Origin of the sequence: Chitinophaga cymbidii, from assembly GCF_007992715.1 — a bacterium.
GTDB lineage: Bacteria > Bacteroidota > Bacteroidia > Chitinophagales > Chitinophagaceae > Chitinophaga > Chitinophaga cymbidii.
The window spans coordinates 774,559-801,084 of sequence record NZ_BKAU01000005.1 but is presented as its reverse complement, the minus strand read 5'-3'; the positions used below and the strand labels follow the sequence as shown (position 1 = coordinate 801,084).

General features: G+C 53.9%; 18 protein-coding genes. 8 read left to right on the top strand and 10 right to left on the bottom strand.

Annotated features, from left to right (window positions below; translation table 11 throughout):
• Positions 1–32 precede the first annotated feature (32 nt).
• From CCY01nite_RS21860 to CCY01nite_RS21835, 6 genes are all read right to left on the bottom strand, one after another.
• Positions 33–1,487, bottom strand: coding sequence for a RagB/SusD family nutrient uptake outer membrane protein (locus CCY01nite_RS21860; RefSeq protein WP_146866226.1), 1,455 nt, complete (start codon positions 1,485–1,487; stop codon positions 33–35).
• Positions 1,488–1,505: 18 nt separating this feature from the next.
• The gene (locus tag CCY01nite_RS21855) at positions 1,506–4,835 is read right to left on the bottom strand and encodes a SusC/RagA family TonB-linked outer membrane protein (protein ID WP_186831199.1); all 3,330 of its coding nucleotides are present in this window, start codon (positions 4,833–4,835) and stop codon (positions 1,506–1,508) included.
• Positions 4,836–5,099: 264 nt separating this feature from the next.
• Positions 5,100–6,269: a FecR family protein gene (locus CCY01nite_RS21850; RefSeq protein ID WP_146866222.1), complete on the bottom strand. Its 1,170-nt coding sequence runs from the start codon at positions 6,267–6,269 to the stop codon at positions 5,100–5,102.
• 64 nt (positions 6,270–6,333) lie between these two features.
• The gene (locus CCY01nite_RS21845) at positions 6,334–6,894 is read right to left on the bottom strand and encodes an RNA polymerase sigma-70 factor (RefSeq protein WP_186831198.1); all 561 of its coding nucleotides are present in this window, start codon (positions 6,892–6,894) and stop codon (positions 6,334–6,336) included.
• A 163-nt stretch (positions 6,895–7,057) separates the two neighbouring features.
• Positions 7,058–8,194, bottom strand: a complete 1,137-nt coding sequence (locus CCY01nite_RS21840) for a serine hydrolase domain-containing protein (RefSeq protein WP_146866218.1) — start codon at positions 8,192–8,194, stop codon at positions 7,058–7,060.
• Between the two features lie 30 nt (positions 8,195–8,224).
• Entirely contained in the window at positions 8,225–9,457 is a 1,233-nt protein-coding gene (locus CCY01nite_RS21835) for an FAD-dependent oxidoreductase (protein WP_146866216.1), read from the bottom strand.
• 162 nt (positions 9,458–9,619) lie between these two features.
• Here CCY01nite_RS21835 and CCY01nite_RS21830 point away from each other — a divergent pair, with 162 nt between their 5' ends.
• Positions 9,620–12,181, top strand: a complete 2,562-nt coding sequence (locus CCY01nite_RS21830) for a TonB-dependent receptor (protein ID WP_146866214.1) — start codon at positions 9,620–9,622, stop codon at positions 12,179–12,181.
• 47 nt (positions 12,182–12,228) lie between these two features.
• Here the strand turns inward: CCY01nite_RS21830 and CCY01nite_RS21825 are convergent, their stop codons facing one another.
• Genes CCY01nite_RS21825 through CCY01nite_RS21810 form a run of 4 tightly spaced genes read right to left on the bottom strand, consistent with a single transcriptional unit; the run spans position 12,229 to position 15,730 of the window.
• Entirely contained in the window at positions 12,229–12,795 is a 567-nt protein-coding gene (locus CCY01nite_RS21825) for a hypothetical protein (RefSeq protein WP_146866212.1), read from the bottom strand.
• A 48-nt stretch (positions 12,796–12,843) separates the two neighbouring features.
• Entirely contained in the window at positions 12,844–13,509 is a 666-nt protein-coding gene (locus tag CCY01nite_RS21820; protein WP_246130002.1) for a peroxiredoxin-like family protein, read from the bottom strand.
• 10 nt (positions 13,510–13,519) lie between these two features.
• On the bottom strand, positions 13,520–14,377 hold the full coding sequence (locus CCY01nite_RS21815) for a helix-turn-helix domain-containing protein (protein ID WP_146866208.1): 858 nt from the start codon (positions 14,375–14,377) through the stop codon (positions 13,520–13,522).
• Positions 14,378–14,425: 48 nt separating this feature from the next.
• Entirely contained in the window at positions 14,426–15,730 is a 1,305-nt protein-coding gene (locus CCY01nite_RS21810; RefSeq protein ID WP_246130001.1) for a spondin domain-containing protein, read from the bottom strand.
• A 228-nt stretch (positions 15,731–15,958) separates the two neighbouring features.
• Between CCY01nite_RS21810 and CCY01nite_RS21805 the strand changes: the two genes are divergently transcribed.
• The 7 genes from CCY01nite_RS21805 to CCY01nite_RS21775 all read left to right on the top strand — a co-directional run bounded on the left by CCY01nite_RS21805 (position 15,959) and on the right by CCY01nite_RS21775 (position 26,511).
• Positions 15,959–16,804 carry a hypothetical protein gene (locus CCY01nite_RS21805; RefSeq protein WP_146866206.1) on the top strand — a complete coding sequence of 282 codons (846 nt, stop codon included), beginning with the start codon at positions 15,959–15,961 and terminating at the stop codon, positions 16,802–16,804.
• A 49-nt stretch (positions 16,805–16,853) separates the two neighbouring features.
• Entirely contained in the window at positions 16,854–17,555 is a 702-nt protein-coding gene (locus tag CCY01nite_RS21800) for a hypothetical protein (protein ID WP_146866204.1), read from the top strand.
• A gap of 60 nt (positions 17,556–17,615) precedes the next feature.
• A complete protein-coding gene (gene susR, locus CCY01nite_RS21795) occupies positions 17,616–19,280 on the top strand; it encodes a SusR family glycan utilization regulator (protein ID WP_146866202.1) in 1,665 nt (554 codons plus the stop codon).
• A gap of 198 nt (positions 19,281–19,478) precedes the next feature.
• The gene (locus CCY01nite_RS21790) at positions 19,479–22,409 is read left to right on the top strand and encodes a SusC/RagA family TonB-linked outer membrane protein (RefSeq protein WP_146866200.1); all 2,931 of its coding nucleotides are present in this window, start codon (positions 19,479–19,481) and stop codon (positions 22,407–22,409) included.
• A 21-nt stretch (positions 22,410–22,430) separates the two neighbouring features.
• Complete coding sequence (locus CCY01nite_RS21785) at positions 22,431–24,011, top strand: RagB/SusD family nutrient uptake outer membrane protein (RefSeq protein WP_146866198.1); 1,581 nt, start codon at positions 22,431–22,433, stop codon at positions 24,009–24,011.
• Between the two features lie 23 nt (positions 24,012–24,034).
• Positions 24,035–25,120, top strand: coding sequence for a SusE domain-containing protein (locus CCY01nite_RS21780; RefSeq protein WP_146866196.1), 1,086 nt, complete (start codon positions 24,035–24,037; stop codon positions 25,118–25,120).
• 11 nt (positions 25,121–25,131) lie between these two features.
• Complete coding sequence (locus tag CCY01nite_RS21775; protein ID WP_186831197.1) at positions 25,132–26,511, top strand: alpha-amylase family glycosyl hydrolase; 1,380 nt, start codon at positions 25,132–25,134, stop codon at positions 26,509–26,511.
• Positions 26,512–26,526: the final 15 nt, after the last annotated feature.

Genomic DNA, 26,526 nt, shown 5'->3' with positions numbered 1-26,526 from the left:
TTGATTTATCGGGTGAACAAATGGCTGACAGGTTAACGCCAGCCCGGATTCTGATCCATATTTGGATTGGCGTTCATTTCATCGTACGGCACCGGCATGATGAAGCGGTTGTGCGGATATTCAAAGGTGGTTTGGGCATCCGACTGGATGTTGGTGACATCCTTCCCTTTCCTGTTCAGGTCGAACAGGCGGTTGCCTTCAAATGCCAGCTCCTTCCGCCGTTCCAGCAGGATGCGGTCTATCAGCGCTTCGCCGCTGAGGTCCACGTCTGCCGCCAATGGGTCAGCGCGTTGAGCGATCCTGTTCAGGTCTTCCAGTGCGCCGGCACGGTGGGAATCGTTCGTGAGCGCCTGTTCCGCGCGGGCTTCCGCCCGTATCAGGTATACTTCCGATTTTCTCAGCACCTTGGGATTGTCGTCCCGAGAGCTAACGCCATTCGGATATTTCTTGATGAAATAAGCCTGCGGCTCGCCGCCCGCGCGCACGCCCGGCACGATCAGGTTCCGGCGCACGTCCGTGGCGGCATAGATGTTGTACAGATCTTCTGTCGCCAGGAAATCGCCATAACCATTCTGTTCAGTAAAATATCCGATACCATCGGAACCGGAGTTGCTGTTAGGCGTATTCCCGATCTCCAGGAGCGATTCCGCGGTGAACTTCGAAGCCCAGCCGGATACATAGCTTCCATTGGACAACAGGGTATAGTTGCCGTTATCGATCGCTTTGGTGGCATATAATTCCGCATTCACCCAGTCTTCTTTATACAGGTATACCTTTGCCAGCAGCGCCTGCGCCGCGGCCAGGGTAAAATGACCGTTCTTTTTGATATCGCCCAGCAGCGATTCCGCCTGCTTCAGATCGGCGATGATCTGGTCATAGCTTTTGGCGACGGTTTCGCGGGCGGGATAAATGATCTGGTTGGCCGGCTCCGTATAGATGGGAATGCCGGGATGAGAAGCGTCCGCCGTAAAATTGTAGGGCTGCGCATAGAACCGCAGCATGTCAAAGCACGCCAGCGCGCGGCAGGCGTACAGTTCACCAATTATCTGGTTGGCGTCTTCCTGGTCCGCCGCGGGAAACTCGATGGCGCGGCTGGCCGCCAGTGCGAGGTTGGCATTGGTCACTACCTGGCTCATGAGGCGCCAGGCGCCGGTAATATAGGAATCACCGTTAGTAACCGTGAAACGGTCTTCGTTGAGATACCGGCCGGAATTTTTAATGCTGATAAAACCATTATCCGTCATCAGTTCGGGAACGAGGATGAAGGTGCGGTTGTAGTAGTTCGATTGCTTGAACAGGCTGTATACGCCGGTGGAAGCAGTTGTCAGCGATTCCAGGTCGGAGATATGATCAAAGTCTATCGCCTGCGGGTTCTTCAGCTCCAGAAAACTTTTGCCGCAGCCGGACAAAAGCAGCGCCGCCCCGGCGATCACAAGCAACACACATTTATATAGCGTAAGTACTACCCTGGTTGAAATTGTTTCCATAAACAATGTATTGATGGTTTATAGTGTTAAGTTGACGCCCACCGCAAACTGCCGTGAAATGGGCAGGTTCTGGTCGAGGATGCCGTCTATGCCTACTTCAGGATCATAGGGCAGGTATGGATCGCGGATGTAAGTGAACAGGTTGTTGCCCCTGACGTATATCTGCGCGCCTTTCACGGCCTCTGTGATCCGGCCTCTCAGCGGAAGCTGGTAAGTGAGCGTTACTTCCCGCAGGCGGATATAGCTGCCATCGTAGAGGAAACGGGTGGAGGACTGGCCGGCGAGCCCGGACTGGTTGCCGCGGTACATCATCTTGGGATACTGCGCGATATCACCCGGTTTCTTCCAGTGGTTTTCGTACGTCATGCGGCTCATCTGCGCTGTTTCAGACAGGCCCCCGGAGCCGTCTGACTGGGTGTACTGGCCCCAGGTGTCGTATATCTGGTTGCCCCAGTTGAAGTAGATAAGCGTTGACAGCGAAAGACCTTTGTACGAGAAGGTGTTGGTGAAGCCGCCGAAGAAGCTGGCCAGTGCGCTTTTGCCTTCCTGCTTGAAAGCCGCTGCCTGGCTGAATACATTGGTGGTGGCTGATTTGGAAGCATTGGTGTACCAGAGCGCTTCTCCTGTTTCCGGATCTACACCGGCGTATCCGCGCAGATAATACTGGTAGAAGTCGCCACCGATCGCGCGCAGGTATACGCCCTGCACCATGCTGGAATCCTGGTATTTGAGGATCTTGTTTTTTTGTGTGGAAATGTTGAAGCTGCTGTTCCATTCGAATCCACCGGCCTGCCGGGGTTTGATCACCTGGCCGTTGAGGGTGAATTCCCAGCCGTAGTTCTTCATGGCGCCTACGTTGAAGTTCAGCGAGGTCACACCGTTTTCCATCGGTACCGGCATATCCTGGAACAGTTTGTCCGTACGGCGCGTATACCAGTCGATCGCGCCGGAAAGCCGGCCGTGCAGGAATTCAAATTCAAGCCCTATGTCGAGGGGGCGGTTCTCTTCCCAGGTAAGCGTACCGCTTTCGATCTGCGCGATGATGAAACCGGGATTGTTCATATAGTTATTGCCGCCGAGCAGATAGCCTTGCGCGCCGTAGTAATCACCAAGCTGGCTGCCGCTTAACCCGTAGCTGACGCGCAGCTTCAGCCGGTCGATCCAGCCGGCGTTCATCATGAAGTTTTCCTTGTCGATGTTCCAGGCCGCGCCGGCTGACCAGAAGTTGGCCCAGCGCACGAGGCTGCCGAAGCGGGAAGAACCGTCTCTCCTGCCGGTGAGGTTCACGTAATATTTCTGATCGTAGTTAAAGCTGGTGTTCACAAAGTAGGAAGCCAGCGTGGCCGCCGCTTTGTAGCTCCAGGCAACGTACGGTTCCGATGCGTTGGAAAGTGTGAACAGGTCTTCCGCCGCAAAATTGTTCGCCTGCGTGCTCACGCGCTTCAGATTGCGCCGGGCGGCTTCCTGCCCTACGGTGGCGTTGATACCCAGCCCTCCGATCTGCTTGTTGAACTTCAGCAGGTTGGAGATCGTCCAGTTATGCCACAAGGTGCTGTACTCCGCGCCCCGGCCGTTCGAGCCTCTGCCGTCTGACCAGAGCGGGCTCCAGTAACGGTAGTCATCAGAATAGTGAAGATCGATACCGAGCTTTGATTCGGCGGAAAGGTAGTCCGTCAGCTGTAATTGCGCGCCCAGGTTACCGATGGCCTGGTAAATGCTGGTTTCGTATTTGTTCTCGTTCTGCACGATCACCGGGTTATGCGTGATCAGCGGATTGTAATCCCCGTTCTCCGTATAGGGGGAAAGCCAGGGCACCAGGCGGTACAGGCTGCGCACGGGGTTTTGCCCCAGGCCCGCGGCAGGCACGGTGCTCAGCCGCTGCGATGCGAGGTTCATGGAGCCGTTAAAGCTCAGTCTTTTGCTGGCTTTATGGTTCACGGAAAGCCGGCCCGTTTTACGGTCGAACCACTGACCACGGGTCACGGCGTCCTGTTTATAATATCCTCCGGAGAGGAAAAATTTCGTTTTTTCATTGCCGCCGGAAGCGGACAGGTTGTATTGCTGGTACTGACCGGTTTGCGTGATCACATCCATCCAGTCCGTATTCACATCCGGATTCAGCCCCTGGCTGACCAGGTATTCGCGGGCCGCTTCGGGCGTGGTAATGCCGTTCACCTGGCGGTTGACCACTCCCTCCACCAGCATGGAAGTCATCTCTTCCGTGCTCAATGGTTTATTACGCGCGGAAGTAGCCATCTGGTTGATGCCGTAGTTGGCGGATGCGGATATTTTTGTTCTGCCCGCCGATCCTTTTTTGGTGGTGATAAGGATCACGCCATTCGCGCCCTGTGAACCGTAAATAGCCGCGGCGGACGCATCTTTCAGTACGGTGATGGATTCAATGTCATTCGGATTGATGCCTGCGCCGGAGTTGGACGAAGTAGCGAGCGTGGTAATTTCCTGCGTGAGCATCGGCACACCGTCTACCACATATAAAGGCGTATTGATGCCGCTGAAAGAGCTGATGCCGCGCAGCCTTACGCTGGGCGCCGCGCCCGGCTGGCCGGTTGCTTCCATCACCTGCAAACCGGCAACGTTGCCCTGCAGGGACTGCTGGTAAGAAGGACGGGAACGGTCTTCCAGTTGTTCGCTTTGTACGGTAACGGCCGATCCGGTATAGGAAGAGCGGCTTTGCGTGCCGTAAGGCACTACCAGCACTTCATCCATCTGCCGCGTCGCCGGCTGCATGATAATGGTCACGTCGCCGCCGGAAGAGCTGGAAACCGATCCGCCGCTTAAACGGACAGCGCCGTCCGGCTGAAAGCGGGCGGTCAGCTCAAGGGTGGAGTATCCCACATAGGATACCACTACCACCGCGCCTTCAGGAACGTTTGGCAGGCGGAAGCGGCCCTGTTCATTGGACTGCGTGCCTTTCGACATCCCCTTGATAAAAACGCTGGCGCCCCATACCGGATCTCCGGCGGCTGTGATCAGCCTGCCCGAAACATCTCTTTTTGCGGAATCCTGCGCGGCGTTCTGGCGGAAGGAGGAGGTGTTCTTTTTCGACAGGATGATAGACCGGTTCACGATCCTGTAAGTCACCGGCTGGTCTTTCAGGCAGAGCTGCAGCACATCTTCCAGGGAACTGTTGTGCACCTGCACCGTCACCCGTTGCGTGGACCGTATATCGCTGTCGAAATACACGAAATTGTATCCGGTTTGTTTCTTTATCTCCCGGAAGACCCGCGAGATCGGTGCGTCTTTTTCATTGATGGTGAGCGTCTGCGTGTATCCCCTGGCGCTGGCGGAAAGACAACCGATCAGTAATAAGATCGTGGACAGTTTCATCGCTCGGATCACATTGTAGTTAAGAATCTCAGGCAACTTTTTAGTCAAAGTCATATCTTTGCCGGGTCCCGGTAACCCCGGGACTGGTTTGGGTGAATAAATGAAAAACAGTCATGCTGGATTGAATTTCGGAAGCTTACCCAAATTCCGGCCGTCTCGTCTGACCACGAGACGGCTTTTATTTTAAGCTCCCTGGTTCGCTGCCCATGCCGGCGGTATGCTCCGGCAAAATAGATGTTGGTTGTGTTGCATAATATCGCTGATTTATTTAGGAATGACGATCACTTTCCTTCCCTGTATCTCGAACGCTACGCGCCCTGTAAGCTCCAGCATGTGGAACAGCTCGGAGGCATTGACGCTCCGTGAAATATCACCGGATAAAGTACCTGTTACGCTGCCGCGGTATTCCACGTCCAGATCGTACCAGCGCGCCGCCTGGCGCATCACGGTTTCGATGTCCGCACCACTGAAATAGAAGTCGCCCTGCTTCCAGGCCATCACCTGGTCCAGGTCCGGACGCAAGGTGGCCAGTTTTCCGGCAGCGGCTATAGACGCCTGTTCTCCGGGCTTCAGTACCTGCCGTGCAGCGCCCGGCAGCTGTACCTGCACCGCTCCTTCCAGCAAGGTGATTCTGGTCTCCGCTTCCTCATCGTAAGCGTTAATATTGAAATGCGTACCCAATACTTCTGTCTGCACACCACGCGCCGTCACTACAAACCTTTGTCCCGCTTTCTTCGCCACTTCAAAATATCCCTCTCCTTTCAGCTCCACCTGGCGTTTGTTTCCGTTGAACACAACGGGATACGTAATAGAAGAGCCTGCGTTCAGCCATACCCGTGAGCCGTCTGAAAGCGCGATGCTCACCACTTTGCTGCCCCTCGGATTTGTAAGCGTATTATATACCGGCGCTACCGTACCGCCGCCTTCATCTTTATAAGCGATCTCTCCGCCGGCAAGCTTCACCAGTTGCGCATGCGCCTGCAATGCCAGTGTGCCGCTGGCCAGGCTGTCCAGCACCAGTTCCGTGCCGTCCGCCAGCGTGATGGTAGCGCGGTTGGTCTGCGGCGCCTTCACATCACGGGCTATCACCCGCGGCGCCGCTTCGTTGTTACTACCTTTATAATATAACAGGGATGCCGTACCTGCTATGATGATCAGCGCCGCCGCCGCCGCGGCCCACCAGCTTCTTCCCCTCCACGCAATGACCCGCCTGGCAACCGGCAAACCGGCTTTATGCCTGATCTGCTCCAGCAGCCGCTTTTCCTGTTCTTCTTCGCCGGCCACAAAAGCCGCCGGTATGTGCACAGGATCTTCCAGTCCGCTGTTGTACCAGTCTTCCAGCTGCTGCCGTTCTGATTCCTCAATAGATCCGTCCATCAGCTTCCGGATCAGCTGCTGATAATAGGTAATATCTTCCCTAGGGTTACCGGGCATAACGTGTTTGTTTTCCTATAAGTAAGAAAACGGGAGGCTTCCCCCCATGCCGTCAAAAAAAAAATTAAAAAATCCCTATGAGAGAGAGAAGGGACCGCAGCGCTGCGTGAAGATGCTTCAGCGCCTTGGTGATCTGGTTTTCCACCGTTTTTTCGGAGATGTCAAGCGTACGCGCGATCTCCCTATGTGAAAGGCCCGCGTTGCGGCTCAACTCGTACACCAGCCGGCAGCGCTCTGGCAGCTGCGCCGTTGCCTGGTGCACCTGCTCTTCCAGCGCCTTGTATTCATACGACGGATCTACCTGGGAGTCGCTGTGGATGGCCTCCTGCTGACAGGTACGTTGCCGGCTCTGTTTGTCGAAATAAATATATACCTGGAATTTCACCGCTCCCGCAAGGAACGATTTCAGGGAGTGACGGATACTGATCACCTCCCTCCGCTTCCAGAGATCGGCAAATATCTCCTGCACAATTTCCTCCGCGTCAGCCAGCACGCCCGTTTTATTGGCGGCCACAGCGAATAACAGCTTCCAGTAGCGTTGGTAGATCTCCGTAAAAGCTGTCTCATCGCCGTTCTGCAGCAGGGAAAATAACTGCTCGTCGGTATGAGAATGGTAAAGCGTCACTGTAGTTTGATAATGGTATTCAATAACGGTCAGTCTGGTTGATGATCCTCAAATCAGCGATAAGATATAAAAAATCCGCAACATCCGCGAATGTGTGTGCAAGTTTTCTGCAAATACCTTCTTTATCTTTATCAATCTCCACAACAAATCCTCCAAAGGCTTTTCAACGTTCTGCAACATGCGTGGCCTCTTCTGCGAATGCAGACAATGCCTGCCCTATCGGGGTCACATCTTCGGCGGCATTCGACAGGATCACTACCGCAAATTGCTGCTCCGGACTGAAGCCGGCAAAAGACCGGTATCCGCCCGTGCCCCCGGAATGCTGATAATAAACGTTCTCCCCATGCCGGCCGATCAACCAGCCCAGCGCCATTTGCTGACCAGGCCCCGTAAAAGTTGGCTCGTGGGTTAATACAATAGCCTTTGCAAGATCATTGCCGGCGCCCAGCTGCGCCTTGAGATACAATACCATGTCATCCAGTGTGGACCGGAGCGCGCCCGCCCCTTTTAACGAGCCCAGGTCCCAGGGGCTGGCGGGTAATCCCAGTTCGTTGTAGCCCTGGGCAAAAGCTGCGGCCTGGCCGGTTGGTATATCGATGAAGGTATGGAACATCTTCAGCGGCTTGCAGATACGTTCTTCTACCAGCGTCTGAAATCCCGCGCCCAGTTGCCTTTCCAGGATCACGCCCAGCAACCCCGCTCCGAAATTCGAATAAGCATATACCTGTCCCGGCGGCGTTGTAGCCTGATAACGGACCAGGTAACTGTATAAGGAATCATGCACATAATTCCGGTAGGGATCATTGCGGTCGACCTTCATCTGGAAAATGTTAGCGGGCAGGCGCGGAAAGCCGGATGTATGGTTGGCAAGATGCACCAGCCGCACCGGCATTCCGTTTGCGCTGATGTCTTTTACAGAATCCGGCAGGTAGCGGTTGATGGGATCATCCAGCGACATTTTTCCTTCAAGTACCTGCTCCGCTAGCAAAAGCGAGGTAAAAGTTTTTGTGATCGAGCCGATCTCGAAAAGTGTGGAGGGCTTTGGCAGCTCTTTACGCTTTTTGTCAACAGTACCGTAACTGTAACGGTAAACCTTTCCCTTGTGGATCACGGCCAGTATGAGCCCGGCGGTATTGCTTTTCTGGATGTAGGGGCGTACCAGCTTCTCAACTTCCTTATCAAGACCGTTTTTAAGTGGATTGTTGCTTTGCGCCTTACCCTGCAGGCTGTCCTGCTGCGCGAAGGTTTGCATGGACAATAATAGTACAACGATCGTAGTTAACCTTGTTTTGAATAGCATGTGTTCAGAATAAGAAAAGAGTAATAGTGATTATTTTTCCAAAGCCCGCTTCGCCAGGCTGTCGGGGTCCGGCCTGTCGGCCACCAATTTTTGAATCGGCCCGAGCGCCATTTCCACACTCACCAGGCGCATGGACAAATCCCTCAAAGCCGCAAGCAACCGGCTCTGACGAAACATAATCTTAGCCAGCCCCCTGGAAGTCTTTTGCGCAGCCTCCACCCTTGGCCGCTGTGCCTTTTCATATGCTTTGAGTAACGCGCCTGTGTTCCCTCCGTCCGCATACCGGAGCATCCGGCTCAACACCCAGGCGGACTCAATGGCCATACCCGCGCCAATGCCCGCCGTAGGCAAAAATCCGGCCGCCGCATCACCGAGTAAAATAGTATTGCCGAACGCCCATTGCAGGCAACGGCAATCATCCAGCGACCAGAAAAAGGCATCGGGCGTTTGCGCCACTTCATTAAGACAACTTTGCATGCGCGGATTGATAACCGTCAATTTCTTCTGCACTTCCGATACGAACTTAGCAGGGCCCTTTTGCGTATCATCAATTGCTCCGCCTAAAAAAACACCCAATTTTCCCTTCACAGGATAGACGCCATAGAAGAAGCCCGCTCCCCAGAGTTCTTCACCCAATCCCATGTTATCGTCTTCCGGCGCCCAAACCACCCAGCCGCCCCATTTTGTATTGACAATATCTACAGGCAGATCCCCCATGACCAGCTTCCGGGTAGAGGAGTGAATGCCGTCGGCAATGATGACAAGGTCGAATGCGAACTGACGGGTTTCATCTTTTGATTGAAAGGTTACCTGTGTGCCGCCGTCCATCTCGGCTATCCTTGTTACCGTCGTGTCAAACGCTACATCGCAACCGCCCAACGTCAATACATCCAAAAGCTCCCCACGGGCAATCCCGCGATAATCGCCATAACGGTCCAGTATCGCAGACATCGAATCTTCCCGGATCAGCTTTCCCTTGTGCCCGTGGAAGCCATAGCTTTTTAACGCCGTACTGTTCTCCCGGTATTCATCACGAACGCCGAGATCGTTCAATGCAGAGTCCACCATGGGCATTAGCGCCAGCATGTAACCGGGATGCGAATTGCCGGCATGACGTTCGATCAACACCGGATACTGACCGTCCTTTCGCAACAGCTGCGCCGCCGTTACGCCCGCTATCCCCGCTCCCACTATCAATATCTTAAGTTGGTCCCGCGCAGCAGCCTGTTCATATTGTTCCTTAACTGTTCTGTGATGCAGCATGACGATCGGTTTTCAGGTCAGATAATCTGTCTTCCGGTATATCAAAACTACGTTTTCCATCCCCCTTTCAAAAAAAATATGAAAAAGTTAAAATACTGAAATATATTTGTCTACAAATCCAGTAGACTAAGTAGACTATAAACCAATCCATACTATAAGATCATGAAAAAAGTACTCCCATTCCTGTTTTTCAACATCCTCCTGGTCAATGCCGCATTTGCCCAAAAGGTGATCAAAGGCGTTGTAAAAGGTGAAAAAGGTTCCCCTGTACCCGGCGCCACCATCAGCCTCAGAGGTTCCACCAACCATGCGATTGCAGACAACAAAGGCCAATTCAGCTTGACAACGTACGCACCGCTCCCCCTCGTGCTGGGCGTCACCTCCATTGGCTTTGCACCCCGCGAAATTGAAGTGACCGAACAAAACCTCGGCGCACTGGAAATCATCCTCACGGTAGACAACCGCCAGCTCAACGAAGTATCCGTTACCGCGCGGCGCCGCAATGAAAAGATACAGAACGTGCCCATTGCCATCTCCGTTGTGCGCGGCGGCGTTATTGAAGACGCGGGCGCATTTAACGTAAACCGGGTTAAAGAGCTGATACCCACCGTGCAGCTGTACTCCTCCAATCCGCGCAACACTACGCTCAACATCCGCGGCCTCGGCTCTACTTTCGGCCTGACGAACGATGGCATTGATCCCGGCGTGGGATTTTATCTCGATGGCGTATACTATGCGCGCCCCGCTGCCACCACGCTTGATTTTGTAGACGTGGAGCAGATAGAAGTGCTGCGCGGCCCGCAGGGTACACTGTTTGGCAAGAACACCACTGCCGGCGCGCTGAACATCACCACCCGTAAACCATCCTTCTCTCCTTCCGCTACCGCGGAAGTGAGCTATGGCAATTACGGCTACATACAGGCGAAAGCCTCCGTTGGCGGCGCGATCGCCGGCAAGCTGGCAGGCAGGATCGCCTTCTCCGGCACACAGCGCGACGGCACTATCTATAATGTTTCTTCGCTGAATTATGTGAACGATATCAATAACATCGGCGCGCGGGCGCAGCTGCTGTATACGCCCAGCGAACGGGTGAGCATCACGCTCACCGGTGATGCTTCGCAGCAGCGCCCTGAAGGCTATGCGCAGGTAGTAGCCGGCGTTGTGAAAACACAACGGGCGGATTACCGGCAGTTCGACAACATCATCGCCGATCTTCATTACGAGCTGCCCAGCCGCAATCCATTCGACCGCCTGATCGACCACAATACCACCTGGCGCTCTGGCAACGACCTGGGCGGCGTATCCCTGAACGTAGACGCGAAGCTCGGCGGCGGCACATTGACCGCTACCTCCGCCTGGCGCTACTGGCACTGGGACCCGTCCAACGACCGCGACTTCACCGCATTGCCGGTGTTAACGCTCTCGCAGGCCACTTCCAAACACCAGCAATGGTCGCAGGAAGTGCGGTACGCGGGTGAGTTCTCCTCCAAACTGAGCGGAGTGGTGGGTGTTTTCGTGATCGGGCAGGACCTCAAAACCGATCCTGTGCATATCGAAGAATCCGGTGCGGCGCAATGGCGTTTTTCACAGAACTCCACCAGCGAGCTATGGAAGACCCCGGGATTGCTGGAAGGCTACGGTATCCGTACCACCTCCCGCTTGCAGACGCTGAGCGCGGCCGTGTTCGGGCAGCTGGACTGGGCTATCACCAACCGTTTGCATGTACTGCCCGGCCTGCGGTATAATTATGATGATAAAAAAGTGGACTTCAACCGCCAGACATATGGTGGCCTGGAAACCACAGACCCCGCCCTGCTGGCGCTGAAGAAGGCGGTGTACTCGGACCAGGCGTTTCTCGCCAATACGGACAATACCAATCTTTCCGGCCAGCTGACCGTTTCCTTCAAAGCCAGCAACAACATCAACACCTATGCCACCTACTCCACCAACTACAAACCGGTTGGCCTCAACCTGGGCGGGCTTCCCACTTCAGACGGACAACCCATGCTGGAACTGGCGGAGATCAAACCGGAATATGTGCAGCATTTTGAAGTAGGCATCAAAACAACGCCTTCTGCATCTTCTACCCTCAACCTGGCTATCTTTAATACAGACATCAGGGATTTCCAGACACAGGTGCAAACGGCTGAGCTGGGCGTAAACCGCGGCTATCTCGCCAACGCGGAAAAGGTGCAGGTGCGCGGCGCAGAACTGGACGGTAATATCCGGTTCAACGATCACTTCTCGCTCTTCGGTGCGGTTGCTTATACAGATGGTAAATACAAATCGTTCAAAAACGCGCCTGTGCCGCTCGAAGAGACCGGAGGCCCGAACACCTTCAAAGATATCTCCGGCAGCAGGCTGCCCGGTATTTCCAAATGGACGGTAACGCTTGGCGGCGAAGCATCCACCGGCGGCAAGTTCCTGGGGCAGGGCGGCAGGTACTTCCTGGCGCTGGACGGATATTACCGTTCTGAATTTTCTTCCAGCTCCTCACCTTCTCCATACCTGAACGTGGACGGCTATGCTTTGTTCAACGGCAGGCTGGGTTTCCGTGCGGTCAAAGGAGTATCGTTATTTATATGGGGACGTAACCTGTTCAACAAAGATTATTTCGAACAGCTGCTCGTAGCGGGTGGTAATGCCGGCCACTATGCCGCAGTGCTTGGTGATCCGCGCACATATGGCGTAACGTTGCGTTACAATTTCAGCCCGGCAAACTAGTCCCTCCGAAAGAAAAAACGGGCCGGGCAGTATTCCTGCCGGGCCTGTTATTTTTTTCTGTCGATTTTATCCTGCAATCCGTTGATCAAACCAAGGCATGTCTGCAAGCGGGAGTAACAGGTGCTGCCGTCCAGCGCCATATCTTTTTTAGTGACTTCATAGCCTGCGAGGAAAGCCTCAAGATGCGAGAGGAACTGGTTGGATTCCCCGTATAAAACATTATAGATAGCATCATTCAGCTTATCGCCTTCCGCCTGCAATTCCCTGTTCGTCAGATCGGTTACTTCCCGCATCCGGCCCATTACCGCGCCCATCTTTATTTTAAGCGCTTCCAGGTTTTCCGGATCTTTTTTCCCGGAAGGAACATTATGCCGGAACAGGCTGTCGGACAACCGCTTCCGCGTTTTCATATAATCTTCAAGGTCCTGCTTCAAAAATCCCAGGCTCTCTTTCAGCTGCGCGCTTTTTTCCTGTTTGTAGTACTTAGAAAAATCGCTGTCCAGCCGCTTCACCCAGGTCAGCAGGCCGTCCGTAACATCCGTCACGGCAGGCGCCTGCGCGTTCGCATTCACACTGAATACCAGCAAAAAGAAAAACATTATCCTGTTGATCATCGTCCCTTTTTGGGAGAAAATTTAAGGTATTTATGCGATATTCCGCGATTATTCATGCAGCCCCTCTTTCATCAGCGCTGCTGCGGCGGCTTTCAACAAACCGGGGTTCAAGCGTTCTCTAAAATCCGGATTGATGTATTCAAAGCGGATGTTGCCTTTTCTGTTTACAATAAATACTGACGGAACAGGTAGTAGTTTGTTCGTATTCTTACCGCCGGAGGTGGCCGGCAAAAATTTGTCGTAGTTCTCCGGAGATTTATATGCAATCCCGAATTTTTTGGACAAAGCCAGATCGGCATCTGACAACAGCGTATAAGATAAATGCTGCTTTTCCCCGGTCTGCCGCAGGTTTTCCGGGCTGTCTGTACTGATGGCGATCAGCTGGTATCCCATTTTGTTCAGGTCCTGTTCAATCTCTTGTAATCCCGATAGTTGCCGGTTGCAGTAAGGGCACCACCCGCCCCTGTAAAACACCAGGATAGACGGCCTTTTAGCGACTAGCGCATGCAGGTCCGTCAATTTGCCGTCCGCATCAGGCAATTGAGCACGGGGAATGTTCTCCCCGGTTAAAAGCGGGCTGACATCCTCCGGGTTCAATGGTACGCCAGCCATGGTAATGGTCGTGTCAGCGGGAGCAGGAGCACTTGTTATACTGCGTTTGCCGAAACCGGACAAACACACGACGGCCAGCGCCGATAGAAAGATCTTATACACCGTAAATAAATTATGTCTGTTTTGTAATAGCATCACGGAAATCGGAAAGATTGGCGCCTGTTTTCAGTTTGAAGAAGCGGCTGAAATGCGCCGCACTGTCAAACCCCAGTTCGTACCCTATTTCCTTACCGGATTTGTTCGTGTAATACAGGTATCGTTTGGCTTCCAGGATGATCCTGTTATGAATGATAGCGGAGGGCGAAGCATAATTGCAGAGCCGGAAAAGATTGGCCAGCGTTTTGGGGGATTTATTCAGCAGACCGGCATAGAAAACAACTTCATGTTCCTGCCGGTAATGCACTTCCAGCAGCAGGTTGAACTGTCGGATCACGTCCAGCCTTTCATCGGTCAGCTGCAGGCATCCATTGGTCTGTACTTTGGCCATGCGCGTGCTTTTGATGATCAGCCGCTTCAGCAGTGTGCGCAGCATTTCGCCCTGCATCCTGTCTTTTTCGTCCATATCTTCCAGGAACAATTGCTCTATAACGCCGATGTTCTTCAGATCATCCGTATTCAGCCGGATAAACATAGGATGATGGATGCCGAAGAACAAAAAACCCACGCAGCTGACTTCCGCATCATGGTCCACAATACAATAAAAATCCCTGTTGAATTGCCAGGACACCAGTGCCTGTGGCTTTTCGAAAACGAAATACTGGTTGGATACCAACGGGAGGAGAGAATGCCCCGGCATCGTGTAGGCGATCTGATCGATGATCACCGCCTGCGGTTCCGGGGACTTATTGATAACGATCGTGTTGAAATGTTCATGCTGACCGTTGAGCATACCTTCTCCCTTCATCATGTCATCATCCGCGATCATGATCAACCTGCCGCCGGTTGCGCTGTTTTCAAATACCCATCTCATATATTGCCCTCCGATGTTATTCAAAAGTATCAAAAAATGACAGCCGGTCTATTGAATTGTTACTTTTATGATGTCTTTAATAGCCGGCAACGTGGTAAATGCGTTAGGGTTAGGCACTTCCGCGATGGCTTTGCTTTCCGTTGCGGTATTGCCGCCAAGATTAAATTGCGTATTGCCCGCTCCCGGATACTGGTCTACCGCCGTACCGTTGTCAAACAGTTTGATGGAAGCTGAAACGTCGCCTTTCATGGTGGGATCGATGCCGTCATCCGCAGTGGCAAAGAACCAGTCGTTGGAAAAACCGTACATCGTTGCGATTGCCAGCCGGTCGCCTTTTGCCACTTCAAGTTGTTGGGACACGCTGCCACCCGCCTCCTCACCGATCATCGGCAGCAATACGGTGGTATTCGCCGCGGCTAACACATACACCTTTTTGACGCCTTCCATTTTTTCCAGCGAAGCTGCAAGGATACTGGCGTCTCCCTTCTGGGCAAGCTCTTTCAATCCTTTTCCCGCATCGGGCTCACCGGCTTTGTAAACGGGGTTCGCAATGCCATTGTACACCACCACCAGTACAGGTGACAACGGCGTAAAAGTTCCGGTATTGGCTTCAATGTAGTCATACAACTGGGAGTTGTCGCCGGATTCCGCTAACGCGGTGAGGCCGTTGGCCGTTGGTTGTCCCGCTGCATAAACAGGCGACGGGTTCAACAGGTTGCCGCCCGCAATGTAGGAAACGGCCCATACGCCCGGGCTGAGCGGTGTTTCATTAGCCGTGCCCCCGGAAATGTTCTGCAACGTCAACGTAAAATAGGAATCGCCGTCATACTTTAAGGTAGCTTTCACCAGGGAGGAAGCGGGCAGATAAGCATTCCCCTGCGCATCCGTGCCATTTACCTCTTTCACCATATCCGTTGCGGCCACACCGGGATGGCTTACGCCGGGGCCGGGAACCTGGTTCACACGGGTGCCGTTATCCCAGAGCTTTACCTGGGCGGACACATCGCCTTCTACCGGCTGCTTGTTACCGTCATACAACGCTATTCCCGGATTATCCGGCGCAAAGAACAGATCGTTCGAAAAACCGTACATGGACGCAAAGGTGAGGGTCTGCCCGATAGATGCGGAGAAGCTGAATGATATGGATGCTCCCGGCATGATCACCGGGGAAGCGCCGGTGTTCTGAAAAGTGCCCGATTCTACGAGCGTTCGCGCATTCAGCACATTTTCGATGCTGATGGTCCTTTGCTGAACAGGCGGTTTGTTATCATCGTCTTTATGACATGCAGCCAGCGCCAGTGGTAAAGCCACCGGCAGGAACCATCTCAGTTTGTTATTGTTCATCTTTTTCATTGATATTCTTTTTAGGATAAGTGATGAACAAAAGTATCCGGTATCCGGAGGCCCGGCAATGCCCGTAGTTCCCGATGAGTTGTCAATATTTCCCGACCGGGGGAAGCCCCGGGAAATAACGGCAATTATTTCAGGAATGGATTTCGCCGCTGCAAGCGCTAAAACTACTCAAACAAGTAACAGCCGTGATCAGATATTCGGTTTAACTTAATAGTAAATACCACCACTATGAAAACACCCCTCACCATGGCCGCACTCGCCGCCATCCTGCTCGCCACCGGCTGCCTTAAAGACCCGCATCCTTCCGATCCTGATCCCGGCCCCACCGCCCCCGGATGGGTCGTATCTTCCTGGACGGTCATCACATCGGAACAATTTCCGCTCACCGCACCCAAAGTCCCCTTCCGGAAACAGGAAGCGATCTTCCACTACAACAGCCTCTTCAAACCCGTCAGAAAGCTCAATCGCTCCACTCTTGAAGGCGATACGTTACAGTTGTATGAAAATTACGTGGACTCCTTTTTCTACGACGATCAGCATCGTGTGGCGGAGCTGCGCGGATACCTGGGACATGGCCTGGAATATATGACAAAGTACAGCTATAATGCGCAGGACACCCTGCCCGCGAAAATGGAGTATTACCAGGTAAATCTCGCCGTTCTCGAGCTCTTCTCCACCAAAGAATATTTTTACGAACCGGAAGACGTACTCGCCGTTACCACCAGCGTACACGGCATCGACTCCTCCTGGTATGATTATGAGAACGGAAATTTCATGAACTACGTAGAGCAATACGGCATCACCCATTATTACCAAAGCTATACGGACGTGGTGAATCCCCTCCTGTTCCATAATATACCCAATGGCCTTGTCATTGCCGCGCCCCTGGCGCTGGAAGCCCCGGTAAGGATTTCGCGCAACCAGTGGGAAACTTCCCTCGAAATTCAAAACATGGTAGTAGATTCTGTAACGATGAACGCGCAAGGGCTGCCGGCGATCGTGCATGTTTCGGAACCGTATTCGAACGGCCGCCGCTATCACGATATCCGGTATGAATATATTCCAGCGGAATGATGCGCGGCACGCGATTTGTGCCCGTTATACCGCATCAATAACAAGCATTATGAAACGGCCATGGCTGCTGACGCTCGTTTTATGCGCACTCGCATATTCGTGTAAGAAAGATAAGGACTCCTCCATGGAAACGAACATCAACACCAGTTTTTCCGAAGGAAAACAGGGCTGGTCAGCCGCCTTCGCGGAATACAGCGGCAACAACCCGGAAATATATGAAATGGAAGAAGGGCTGGCCCCGCTTCCCGCTCCGCTCGACGAAACGAAACAATCCTACCGGATATCCGGCTCAAACCGCAGCGATGATCTCTTCATGTATCTGAAAAGGCAGGTCTCCGGCCTGCAGCCCAATGCCCGCTATGAAGCATATTTTGAAGTGGAGATCGCTTCCAGTGCGCCCGATAGCGGTGTTGGCGCCGGCGGAGCGCCCGGCGAAGGTGTTGGTGTAGGTATTGGCATGACCGTCGAAGAACCGGTAGCCGCGCCGGATGAAAATAATTTTTACCGCATGAACATCGACAAGATCAACCAGTGCTGTACGGATGGCACGGACATGATCGTGGCGGGGAATCTTGCCAATGGTGGTTCAGAATATGTGTACAGGCTGATCAAACGGACAGGAACATTTTCCGCAACGGCGGACGCGGAAGGAAAGCTGTGGCTCATCGTGGGGACAGATTCAGGATTTGAAGGCGTCACAACGATATACTACACCAAAATCAATGTGCGGCTGAAACAGCTCGCGCAATAACCATCTATTGATTATATTCGCTCATTCATCATCCTTAATACCTCCACGTATTTAATGAATATGAAGCGAAAATGCACGTTCCTGTATATCATCCTTTCCTTTTCATCCTCCCTCCTGTTTGCCCAGGCGCAACCGGAAAAGATCCTGCAGGAGCTGAACCGCACGATCGACAGCGCCGGCTGGTACGATCATCAGAAAGCGATGCGGATCAGCAGGATCGCCAGTGAAGCCCAACGCTCCAACCCCGCGGAACAATATCAGCACTACCTCGCCCTCTACGAAGAATACAAGGTATTCCGCTTCGATACCGCTTTTTTATATGCCAAAAAACTGGAAGAGATCGCCGCCGCGCAAAACGACCCGCACCGGAAAATGCAGTCCGCCCTCAAGCTGGCGTTCGTACTGCTGTCCGCCGGCATGTACGGAGAAGCGAATAACGTGCTGCAGCAGATCGACACCCGCAGCCTGCCGGATGACCTGAAACAGGAATATTACCTGCAACGCGGCCGCTATTATTACGATCTGGCCGATTATGATGATGACGCCTTCTTCTATCCCATCTATTTCAAAAAAGCGGGCGAATACCTGGACACGGCACTGTCACTCCTCCCGCCATCCTCCTTTGAACATATTTATTACGCCGGGCTACGACAAATGAAGACCGGCGACATGGACAATGCCCGGAAAAATTTCCGGACGCTGCTGCAACGGAACGATCTGACCGATCACCAGCTGGCCGTCGCCGCCTCCACATTGAGCTTTATTTATGCCTCCGCGGGACATACGGACACCGCCATCATCTACCAGGCTAGCGCCGTGATGGCGGACATCCGCTCGTCTACCAAGGAAACCTTCGCCGTGCTCAACCTCGCGCAGATGTTATTCGGGCAGGGTGACTTCAAACGCGCGTCTTTTTATATCAGGAAAGCGATCGACGACGCCACCTCCTACGGCGCCCGGCAACGGAAAGTGCAGCTTAGCACCATCATGCCCATTATCCAGAGCAGCGAGGTCAATTATATAGACCGGCAAAGGAAGCTCTGGGCGATATACGCCGCCGCCGCTTCCGCGCTCATCCTGCTGTTCGCCCTGCTGCTGATCATCATCTTCCGGCAAAACAGGCGGCTGAAAAAGGCGAAGGAAGAGATATCCGACGCACATGCCCGGCTGCACGACGCCAATAACCGCCTGGAAGCGCTGAACGCCGAGCTGAAAAACGCCAACTCCTCCCTGCTCGACCTGAACGTGAAACTCGAAGAAGCCAACAAGATAAAAGACGAATACGTCGGCTATTTCTTCACAGCCAATGCTGCGCTGTTCCAGAAAATAGAAAAATTCAGGAAAGATGTGGAAGAAAAGATCCACTATGGCAAATTCAACGAGCTGAAGTACGTACTTGGAAAGCTGGGCATCGAAAACGGGAAAGAGGAACTATTGAAAAGCTTCGATAAAGCCTTCCTGAAATTGTTCCCCCATTTTATTGACGACTTCAATGCGCTTTTTGAGGAAGAGAACAGGATCAACCTGGCGGACGGAGAACTGATGAACACTGACCTGCGCATTTACGCCCTCATACGCCTCGGCATCAAAGACAATGAAAAAATAGCGGAGATACTCGAATATTCCGTTAAATCCATCTATGCCTACAAAACCCGGATCAGGAACCGTGCCATCGTTTCCCGCGATGAATTCGATAAAAAAGTGATGGAGATCAAATCCATTTAAGCGGTTTATTATTCTTATATCGATATATGAAACATTATATAATATGTTTTCAACTATTTGATTATTAAATAGTAACAAACCAACCGCCTCATCCAGCCCTTTCTATTTTCTTGATTTCCGGACTATTAATTCCCGGCATCTGATTCTTGTATTTCCTTTGTATGACCAAAATCCCTCCTTAAAAACTAACGCACGTTTATGAAATTGAAACTGATGTTCCATGTTATGCTGCTCCTTTTTGCATCCCTGTCCTTTGCCCAGACAAAAGTCGTAACGGGAACGGTACAGGACGAAAAAGGAGCGCCGGTGCCGGGCGCCACCGTGATCGCCAAAGGCACTTCTACCGGTACCACTACTAGTCCGGACGGCAGATTTTCGCTGACGGTCCCGCCCTCCGTACAGATACTTGTTATTTCCAACATCGGTTTTACCAGCCAGGAGATGGCTATCACAGACAATACGCCGCTCCGGGTGATATTGACGGAAAGCGCACGGACGCTCGGGGACTTTGTGGTGATCGGTTATGGCACCGTCCGGAAAAAGGAACTGACAGGTGCCGTGTCTACCGTTACCGCGAAAGATTTTCAGCGCGGCACGATCACCACCCCGGAGCAACTGATCGCCGGCAAGATAGCCGGGGTGGCCGTTACCTCCAACAGCGGCGCGCCCGGCGCGGGCAGCACGATCCGCATCCGTGGCGGCGCATCCCTGAACGCCAGCAACGATCCGCTGATCGTGATCGATGGTTTGCCGGTGAACAATACCAATATCTACGGCGCCTCCAACCCGCTGAGCCTCGTCAATCCCAACGATATCGAATCCTTCACCGTGCTGAAAGACGCCGCGTCCACCGCCATTTACGGCTCCCGCGCGTCTAACGGCGTGATCATCATTACCACCAAAAAAGGCACGCGCGGCAAGCCACAGTTCAATTTTTCTTCCCTCGTGTCCCTTTCACAGATCGCCCGGCAGGCGGACGTGATGTCCGCCGCGGAATTCCGCCGATATGTGGATTCCCTCGGCACGCCAACCTTCAAATCATTACTCGGCGCCACCGAAACAGACTGGCAAAAAGAAATTTACACCACCGCCATCACTACTGACAACAACCTCAGCATCGCCGGCTTCTGGAAGAACATCCCCTACCGCCTTTCCGGCGGCTATCTCAACCAGGACGGCATCCTGAAAACCGACAACCTGAAACGGGTGTCCGCCGGCATCTCCTTCAGTCCATCGTTACTGAACGACCACCTGAAGATCGACGTAAACCTGAAAGGCGCCGTCAACCGCAGCAGATTTGCGAATAACGCCGCCATCAGCTCCGCCGTTTACTTTGATCCCACCCAGCCCGTGCACGCCAACACGCCTTTCGGCGGGTACTGGGAATGGTACACCACCGATCCCGGCAACGGGGGCATCACCCTGAACAAGCTCGCGCCCCGCAACCCGGTAGCGCTGCTGGACCTTTACCGCAACATTGGCCACGTACAACGCAGCTACGGCAATGTACAATTCGACTACAAACTTCCCTTCCTGCCCGAACTGCACGCCAACCTGAACCTTGGCTACGATGTGGCAAAAGGCGAAGGCACCATTGACGTGCCGGCCTACGCGGGACAAAACTACCTCGATTCCGGCCAGCACAACCAGTACGGCAACAAAGTGCGGAACCTCGTGAGCGAATTTTACCTGAACTACAACAAGACCTTCCCCGCCATCAAAAGCAATATCAATGCTACCGCGGGCTACGGATATTACGATAACCTGGCGACCAATTACAACTATCCCTTCGTAAGAGCCAACGGCAACATTGCGCCCGGCAGCGAACCGAAGTTCCCGATGGACAAGCCGCAAAGCACCCTCACATCCTATTACGGCAGGTTGATCTATACATTTGATTCGAAATACATCCTGGCCGCCTCCGTGCGTACAGACGGCTCCTCGCGGTTCTCGCCGGGCACACGCTGGGGCACCTTCCCTTCCGTTGCGCTGACATGGCTCGCCAACCGCGAAAAATGGCTGGCGGGACCGGAGCAGCTATCTGACCTGAAGCTCCGGCTCAGCTACGGCATCACCGGCAACCAGGACGGCATCTACAATTATCCCTATCTCCCCGTTTATGCGCTGGGCGACAACAGCTCCATGGTGCAGTTCGGCGATGAATATTACAACATGGGCTCGCCCGCCGCTTACGATGCAGGCATCAAATGGGAACAAACCGCTACCTGGAATGCGGGCATCGACTACGGTTTCTGGAACAACCGCATCAACGGCAGCGTAGACCTGTATTTCAAGAAAACAAAAGACCTGCTCAACACCATCCCGGTACCGGCAGGCTCCAACTTCAGCAGCACCATCCTCACCAATGTGGGCAATATCGAAAACAAAGGCATCGAGCTGCTCATCAACCTCAACCCGGTAAAAAGCCCGCGCTTCTCCTGGGACCTCAGCTTCAACGCCGCCTACAATCATAACAGGATCACCAATCTTACCGCCACAAAGGATTCTACCTATGCCGGCTCGATGGTGGGCACCATACAGATACACAGCGTAGGCTACCGTCCTTTTTCTTTCTATACCTATCACCAGCAATACGACCAGAACGGCAAACCCATCGAGGGCGTGTATGTGGATGTGAACGGAGACGGCATCATCAACACCGAAGACCTCTACCGGTACCAGTCGCCCGCCCCGAAATGGATACTGGGCTTCTCCACGCAATTCACTTATGACAGGTGGGCGCTGGGCACCGTGCTGAGGGGCAGCATCGGCAACTACATGTACAATGCGCTGGCCACCGGCGCCACGCAGTCGAATATCTTCAACACGCTCGGTTACCTTGCCAACTCCCTCACGGAAGTGAACAACAGCGCATTCTACTACGGCCAGCAGTATTCCGATTACTACGTGCAGAACGCATCCTTCCTGAAAATGGACAACCTGTCCCTTTCCTACGACTTCGGCAGGATCATTAAACAGAAGCTCGGTCTGCGGGTGAATGCGGTATGCCAGAATGTGTTCACCATCACGAAGTACACCGGCATTGATCCGGAGATCAACGGCGGTGTGGACAATGCGCTTTATCCGCGCCCGCGTATTTACAGCCTCGGCGTAAACCTTCAGTACTAATTCAAAAAAATTATCCGATACATGAAACAATGTACTTATCTCCTGCTCGTTCTTTGTCTTGCCGCCTGCACGAAAGACCTTGACCGGAAGCCGCTGAACGCCAACATTGCAGACCTGCAATACAGTACGGTGGCCGGATACAAGCAGGTGCTGGCAAAGGCTTACGGCAGCTATTCCCTCGTGAGCAGCACCGGCGTAGGCAACTCCGATGTAAATGTGCCCGGCATCACCGACGCCGCCAACACGGATTTCCTGCGCGCCTGGTGGAACCTCCAGGAACTGACCACAGACGAAGCGATCTGCGCATGGAACGACGCCAACCTGCAAAGCTTCCACAACTTCAGCTGGACGGCCAACAACATCCTCATCAACGCCATGTACGCCCGAAGTCTTTTCCAGATCACCGTTTGCAACGAATTCATCCGCGAATCGGCGGACGAAAAACTGAACAGCAGGAACATGACAGGCCATGATGCGGACGAGATACGCCGCTTCCGCGCGGAGGCAAGGTTCCTCCGTGCATTTCAATACTGGGTGCTGATGGACCTCTTTGCCAATCCGCCCTTCGTAACAGAACAGGACCCGATCGGTAAGCATATCCCCCGCAGGATCGTGCGGAAAGATTTGTTCGATTATGTTATTGCCGAGTTAAAAGCGATTGAACCGGAACTGGCCGCTCCGCGGGAGAATGAATATGGACGGGCGGACCGCGCAGCCGCATGGGCGCTGCTGGCGCGGCTGTACCTCAACGCGGAAGTATATACCGGTACCGCCGCTTACACCGAAGCGATCACCTACGCATCGAACGTGATCAATGCGGGCTACGTGCTGATGCCGGAATACAAACATCTTTTCATGGCGGACAACAACCGCAACAATACCGAAACCATTCTCGCCATTGCCTACGACGCCACCAAATCGCAGAACTACGGCGGCACTACTTTCCTCACCTGCGCCGCGCACGGCACCAGCCCGGAGATCAACAAGGCATATGGCATACCGGGCGGCGGATGGCAGGGCAACCGCAGCACGAAGAACCTTCCGCTCGCATTCGGCGACTACAGCGGGAATACGGACACACGCGCCATGTTCGGCAGCGGCAGCCTGGAGATCAGTAATGCGCTGACATTCGGGGAAGGGCTTGGCGTACATAAATTCAGCAACATCAACGCGGCGGACGGCATGCAGCCTTACTCACCCAACGGCGTGCTGGTGAGCATCGACTTCCCTTTGTTCCGGCTTGCGGAAATGTACCTCATCTACGTAGAAGCTGTAAAGCGCGGCGCCGCCGGCGGCAGCGAAGCCACGGCCCTGGAATATTTCAACCTCCTGCGGCAGCGCGCCTACAAGGGAACCGGCGGAAATGTTGGCAGCGTATCGTTAGATGATGTGTTGCAGGAAAGGATGCGGGAACTGTACTGGGAAGGTTTCCGGCGCACAGACCTCATCCGTTTCAAACGCTTTACGTCCGCTTCCTGGCTATGGCCGTGGAAAGCCGGCGTGGACGAAGGCAGCGGGGCGCCGGAGTACTACAACGTCTTTCCCATTCCTTCCGCTGAAATCATTTCCAACAACAACCTGGTGCAAAACCACGGCTACTGATCCATTCATCTTAAACTGAACATATGCGTCAAGCGATCTCATATATTATTTGTCTTCTGCTGCTGGCCATGTCCTGCAAGAAAGAAGGAGATGTTTACCAGGTGAAAGACGGAAGCTTTAACGGCAACGCGCTATCCGCTTCTTCCGCCGCAATTGTACTGGCACAGGCCGATGAAGAGAAGGAAGCGGTCAGCTTTAGCTGGGATGCGGCCGATTTCGGGGAGAAACCCGCAGTGCAGTACACCCTGCAACTGGCCGTGGATACCGCCAACAGCTGGAGCAACGCCAAAAGCTTCTCGGCCGGCGCCGGCAAAACCGGCTACGCCTTCATCGGCAAAGACCTCAACAACATGCTCAATGCCATGGGCCTCGCCGCCGGAACGCCCAGCGATATAGCGGTGCGCATCAAAGCGGAAGTACTGCAAAATAACGGCACCGCCTCTACGATAAAGCCCGTTTACAGCAACACGCTGCTGCTGGAAGTCACCACCTACAGCCTGAGCCTGTACATCCCCGGCGATTACCAGGGCTGGAACCCCGCCGCCGCGCCCCTCCTCAATCCCGTGGAAGGCAAACCGGGTCTGTACGAAGGATATGTATACATGCCGGGAAGCGGCGCGCAGTATTTCAAATATACCAATGCGCCGGACTGGGACCATACCAATTATGGCGACGGCGGCAACGGCACCTTCAGCACCGACGGCCTCGCGGCGGGCCTGAGCGTGCCGGACGGCGGTTATTACCAGCTGACGGCAGACCTGAACAATAACAAATGGACCGCCACCAAAACCAGCTGGAGCATCATCGGCGACGCCACGCCCGGCGGATGGGATACAGATACGCAAATGGCCTATGATCCGGACACGCAGACGTGGACGCTCACCTGCGACATGCAGGCCGGCGGCTCCTTCAAGTTCAGGGCGAACAACGCATGGGCGATCGACTTCGGGATGGACCCCGCCACCGGCAAGCTGGTGTATGCGGACCACCCCCTGCTCGGGTATACGCCAGACCTCTGGAACCTCTCCGTTCCCTCATCCGGGAATTACACCATTACGCTGGACCTGCACATTTCGCAACAGTACACTTACACCTTGACCAAAAACTAATGAAACCAGTGATGCATATATTGTCAATGCTCTTTACCTGGATGATGATGAGCTGCGGAAGCAAGGAAACCATTCCACCCTTCACCCCGCCGCCCGTTCCATCAGACAGCATCGCCGCGGTCACGCAGTACGGCACGCCGTTCAACAATGTGCCGGACAGGCCGGACGCCGTCATCTACCAGGTGAACATGCGCGTGTTCAGCGCCGCCGGTGACTTCGCCGGCGTCATCAACCGGCTGGATTCCATCAAAGCGCTCGGCGCGAACGTCATCTACCTGATGCCCCTGCATCCCGTCGGTGTACTGAACGGCATCAACTCCCCCTATTCCATTAAAGACCATACCGCCGTGAACCCCGAGTTCGGCACCCTTGCCGATCTGCGCAAGCTGGTGGAAGAAGCGCACGACCGGGATATGAGCGTGATCATGGACTGGGTGGCGAACCATACTGCCTGGGACCATGTGTGGATGGCTGATCACAAGGACTGGTACATGCAGGACAATGGAGGGAACGTTGTGAGCCCGCCCGGTATGGGCTGGAATGATGTCGCGCAGCTCAACTTCAGCAATGCCGCCATGCGGCAGGCCATGATCAAGGCGATGAGATACTGGGTGCTCACCGCGAACATCGACGGATTCCGCTGCGATTATACAGACGGCCCGCCAGTTGATTTCTGGAAACAGGCGATCGATACCCTGCGGAAGATCCCGCAACGCAAGCTCATCCTGCTGGCGGAAGGAAGCCGCGCCGCTAACTTCTCCGCCGGATTCGATTACAGCTTTGGTTTCGGTTTCTTCAACACCCTCAAGGCAATATACCACGATAACCGCTCCGTACAGTCCATCGACGAACAGAACACGACCGACTACGAAGCCATTTCTTCCACGCAACACGTAGTGCGCTACATTACAAATCACGATGTAAACGGCGCGGAAGGCACGCCGCTGGAGCTTTTCGGCGGAGAGCAGGGATCGATGGCCGCCTTTGTGGTCGCATGTTACATGAAAGGGGTACCCATGATCTACAACGGCCAGGAAGCCGGTACGCCGGTGCGGCTCACCTTTCCGTTCACCTCCACGAAGATCAACTGGGGCATACACCCGGAGATCACGGAGGAATATAAAAAGGTCATTGCTTTCCGGAACAGCAGTGCCGCCATCCGGAAAGGACAGCTCGTTTCGTACAGCACCACGGACGTGTGTGCGTTCACGAAAGAGTTGAACGGAGAACGGGTATATATCATCGCGAACCTGCGCAACCAGGCGGTCAGCTACACCATCCCGGCACCCTTACAAAACACGGCTTGGACGAATATCATGAACGGAGCAGCCACCACCCTCGGCACAACGATCACCCTTTCACCTTACACATATTACATACTGAAAGAATAGCCTTGTCTTAACCTT

Excerpts from the sequence above, each read along its gene's own strand:
- CCY01nite_RS21860 (WP_146866226.1), bottom strand. The coding sequence starts at position 1,487 with ATGGAAACAATTTCAACCAGGGTAGTACTTACGCTATATAAATGTGTG.
- CCY01nite_RS21855 (WP_186831199.1), bottom strand. The coding sequence starts at position 4,835 with ATGAAACTGTCCACGATCTTATTACTGATCGGTTGTCTTTCCGCCAGC.
- CCY01nite_RS21850 (WP_146866222.1), bottom strand. The coding sequence starts at position 6,269 with ATGCCCGGTAACCCTAGGGAAGATATTACCTATTATCAGCAGCTGATC.
- CCY01nite_RS21840 (WP_146866218.1), bottom strand. The coding sequence starts at position 8,194 with ATGCTATTCAAAACAAGGTTAACTACGATCGTTGTACTATTATTGTCC.
- CCY01nite_RS21835 (WP_146866216.1), bottom strand. The coding sequence starts at position 9,457 with ATGCTGCATCACAGAACAGTTAAGGAACAATATGAACAGGCTGCTGCG.
- CCY01nite_RS21830 (WP_146866214.1), top strand. The coding sequence starts at position 9,620 with ATGAAAAAAGTACTCCCATTCCTGTTTTTCAACATCCTCCTGGTCAAT.
- CCY01nite_RS21825 (WP_146866212.1), bottom strand. The coding sequence starts at position 12,795 with ATGATCAACAGGATAATGTTTTTCTTTTTGCTGGTATTCAGTGTGAAT.
- CCY01nite_RS21815 (WP_146866208.1), bottom strand. The coding sequence starts at position 14,377 with ATGAGATGGGTATTTGAAAACAGCGCAACCGGCGGCAGGTTGATCATG.
- CCY01nite_RS21810 (WP_246130001.1), bottom strand. The coding sequence starts at position 15,730 with ATGAAAAAGATGAACAATAACAAACTGAGATGGTTCCTGCCGGTGGCT.
- CCY01nite_RS21805 (WP_146866206.1), top strand. The coding sequence starts at position 15,959 with ATGAAAACACCCCTCACCATGGCCGCACTCGCCGCCATCCTGCTCGCC.
- CCY01nite_RS21800 (WP_146866204.1), top strand. The coding sequence starts at position 16,854 with ATGAAACGGCCATGGCTGCTGACGCTCGTTTTATGCGCACTCGCATAT.
- susR (WP_146866202.1), top strand. The coding sequence starts at position 17,616 with ATGAAGCGAAAATGCACGTTCCTGTATATCATCCTTTCCTTTTCATCC.
- CCY01nite_RS21790 (WP_146866200.1), top strand. The coding sequence starts at position 19,479 with ATGAAATTGAAACTGATGTTCCATGTTATGCTGCTCCTTTTTGCATCC.
- CCY01nite_RS21785 (WP_146866198.1), top strand. The coding sequence starts at position 22,431 with ATGAAACAATGTACTTATCTCCTGCTCGTTCTTTGTCTTGCCGCCTGC.
- CCY01nite_RS21780 (WP_146866196.1), top strand. The coding sequence starts at position 24,035 with ATGCGTCAAGCGATCTCATATATTATTTGTCTTCTGCTGCTGGCCATG.
- CCY01nite_RS21775 (WP_186831197.1), top strand. The coding sequence starts at position 25,132 with ATGCATATATTGTCAATGCTCTTTACCTGGATGATGATGAGCTGCGGA.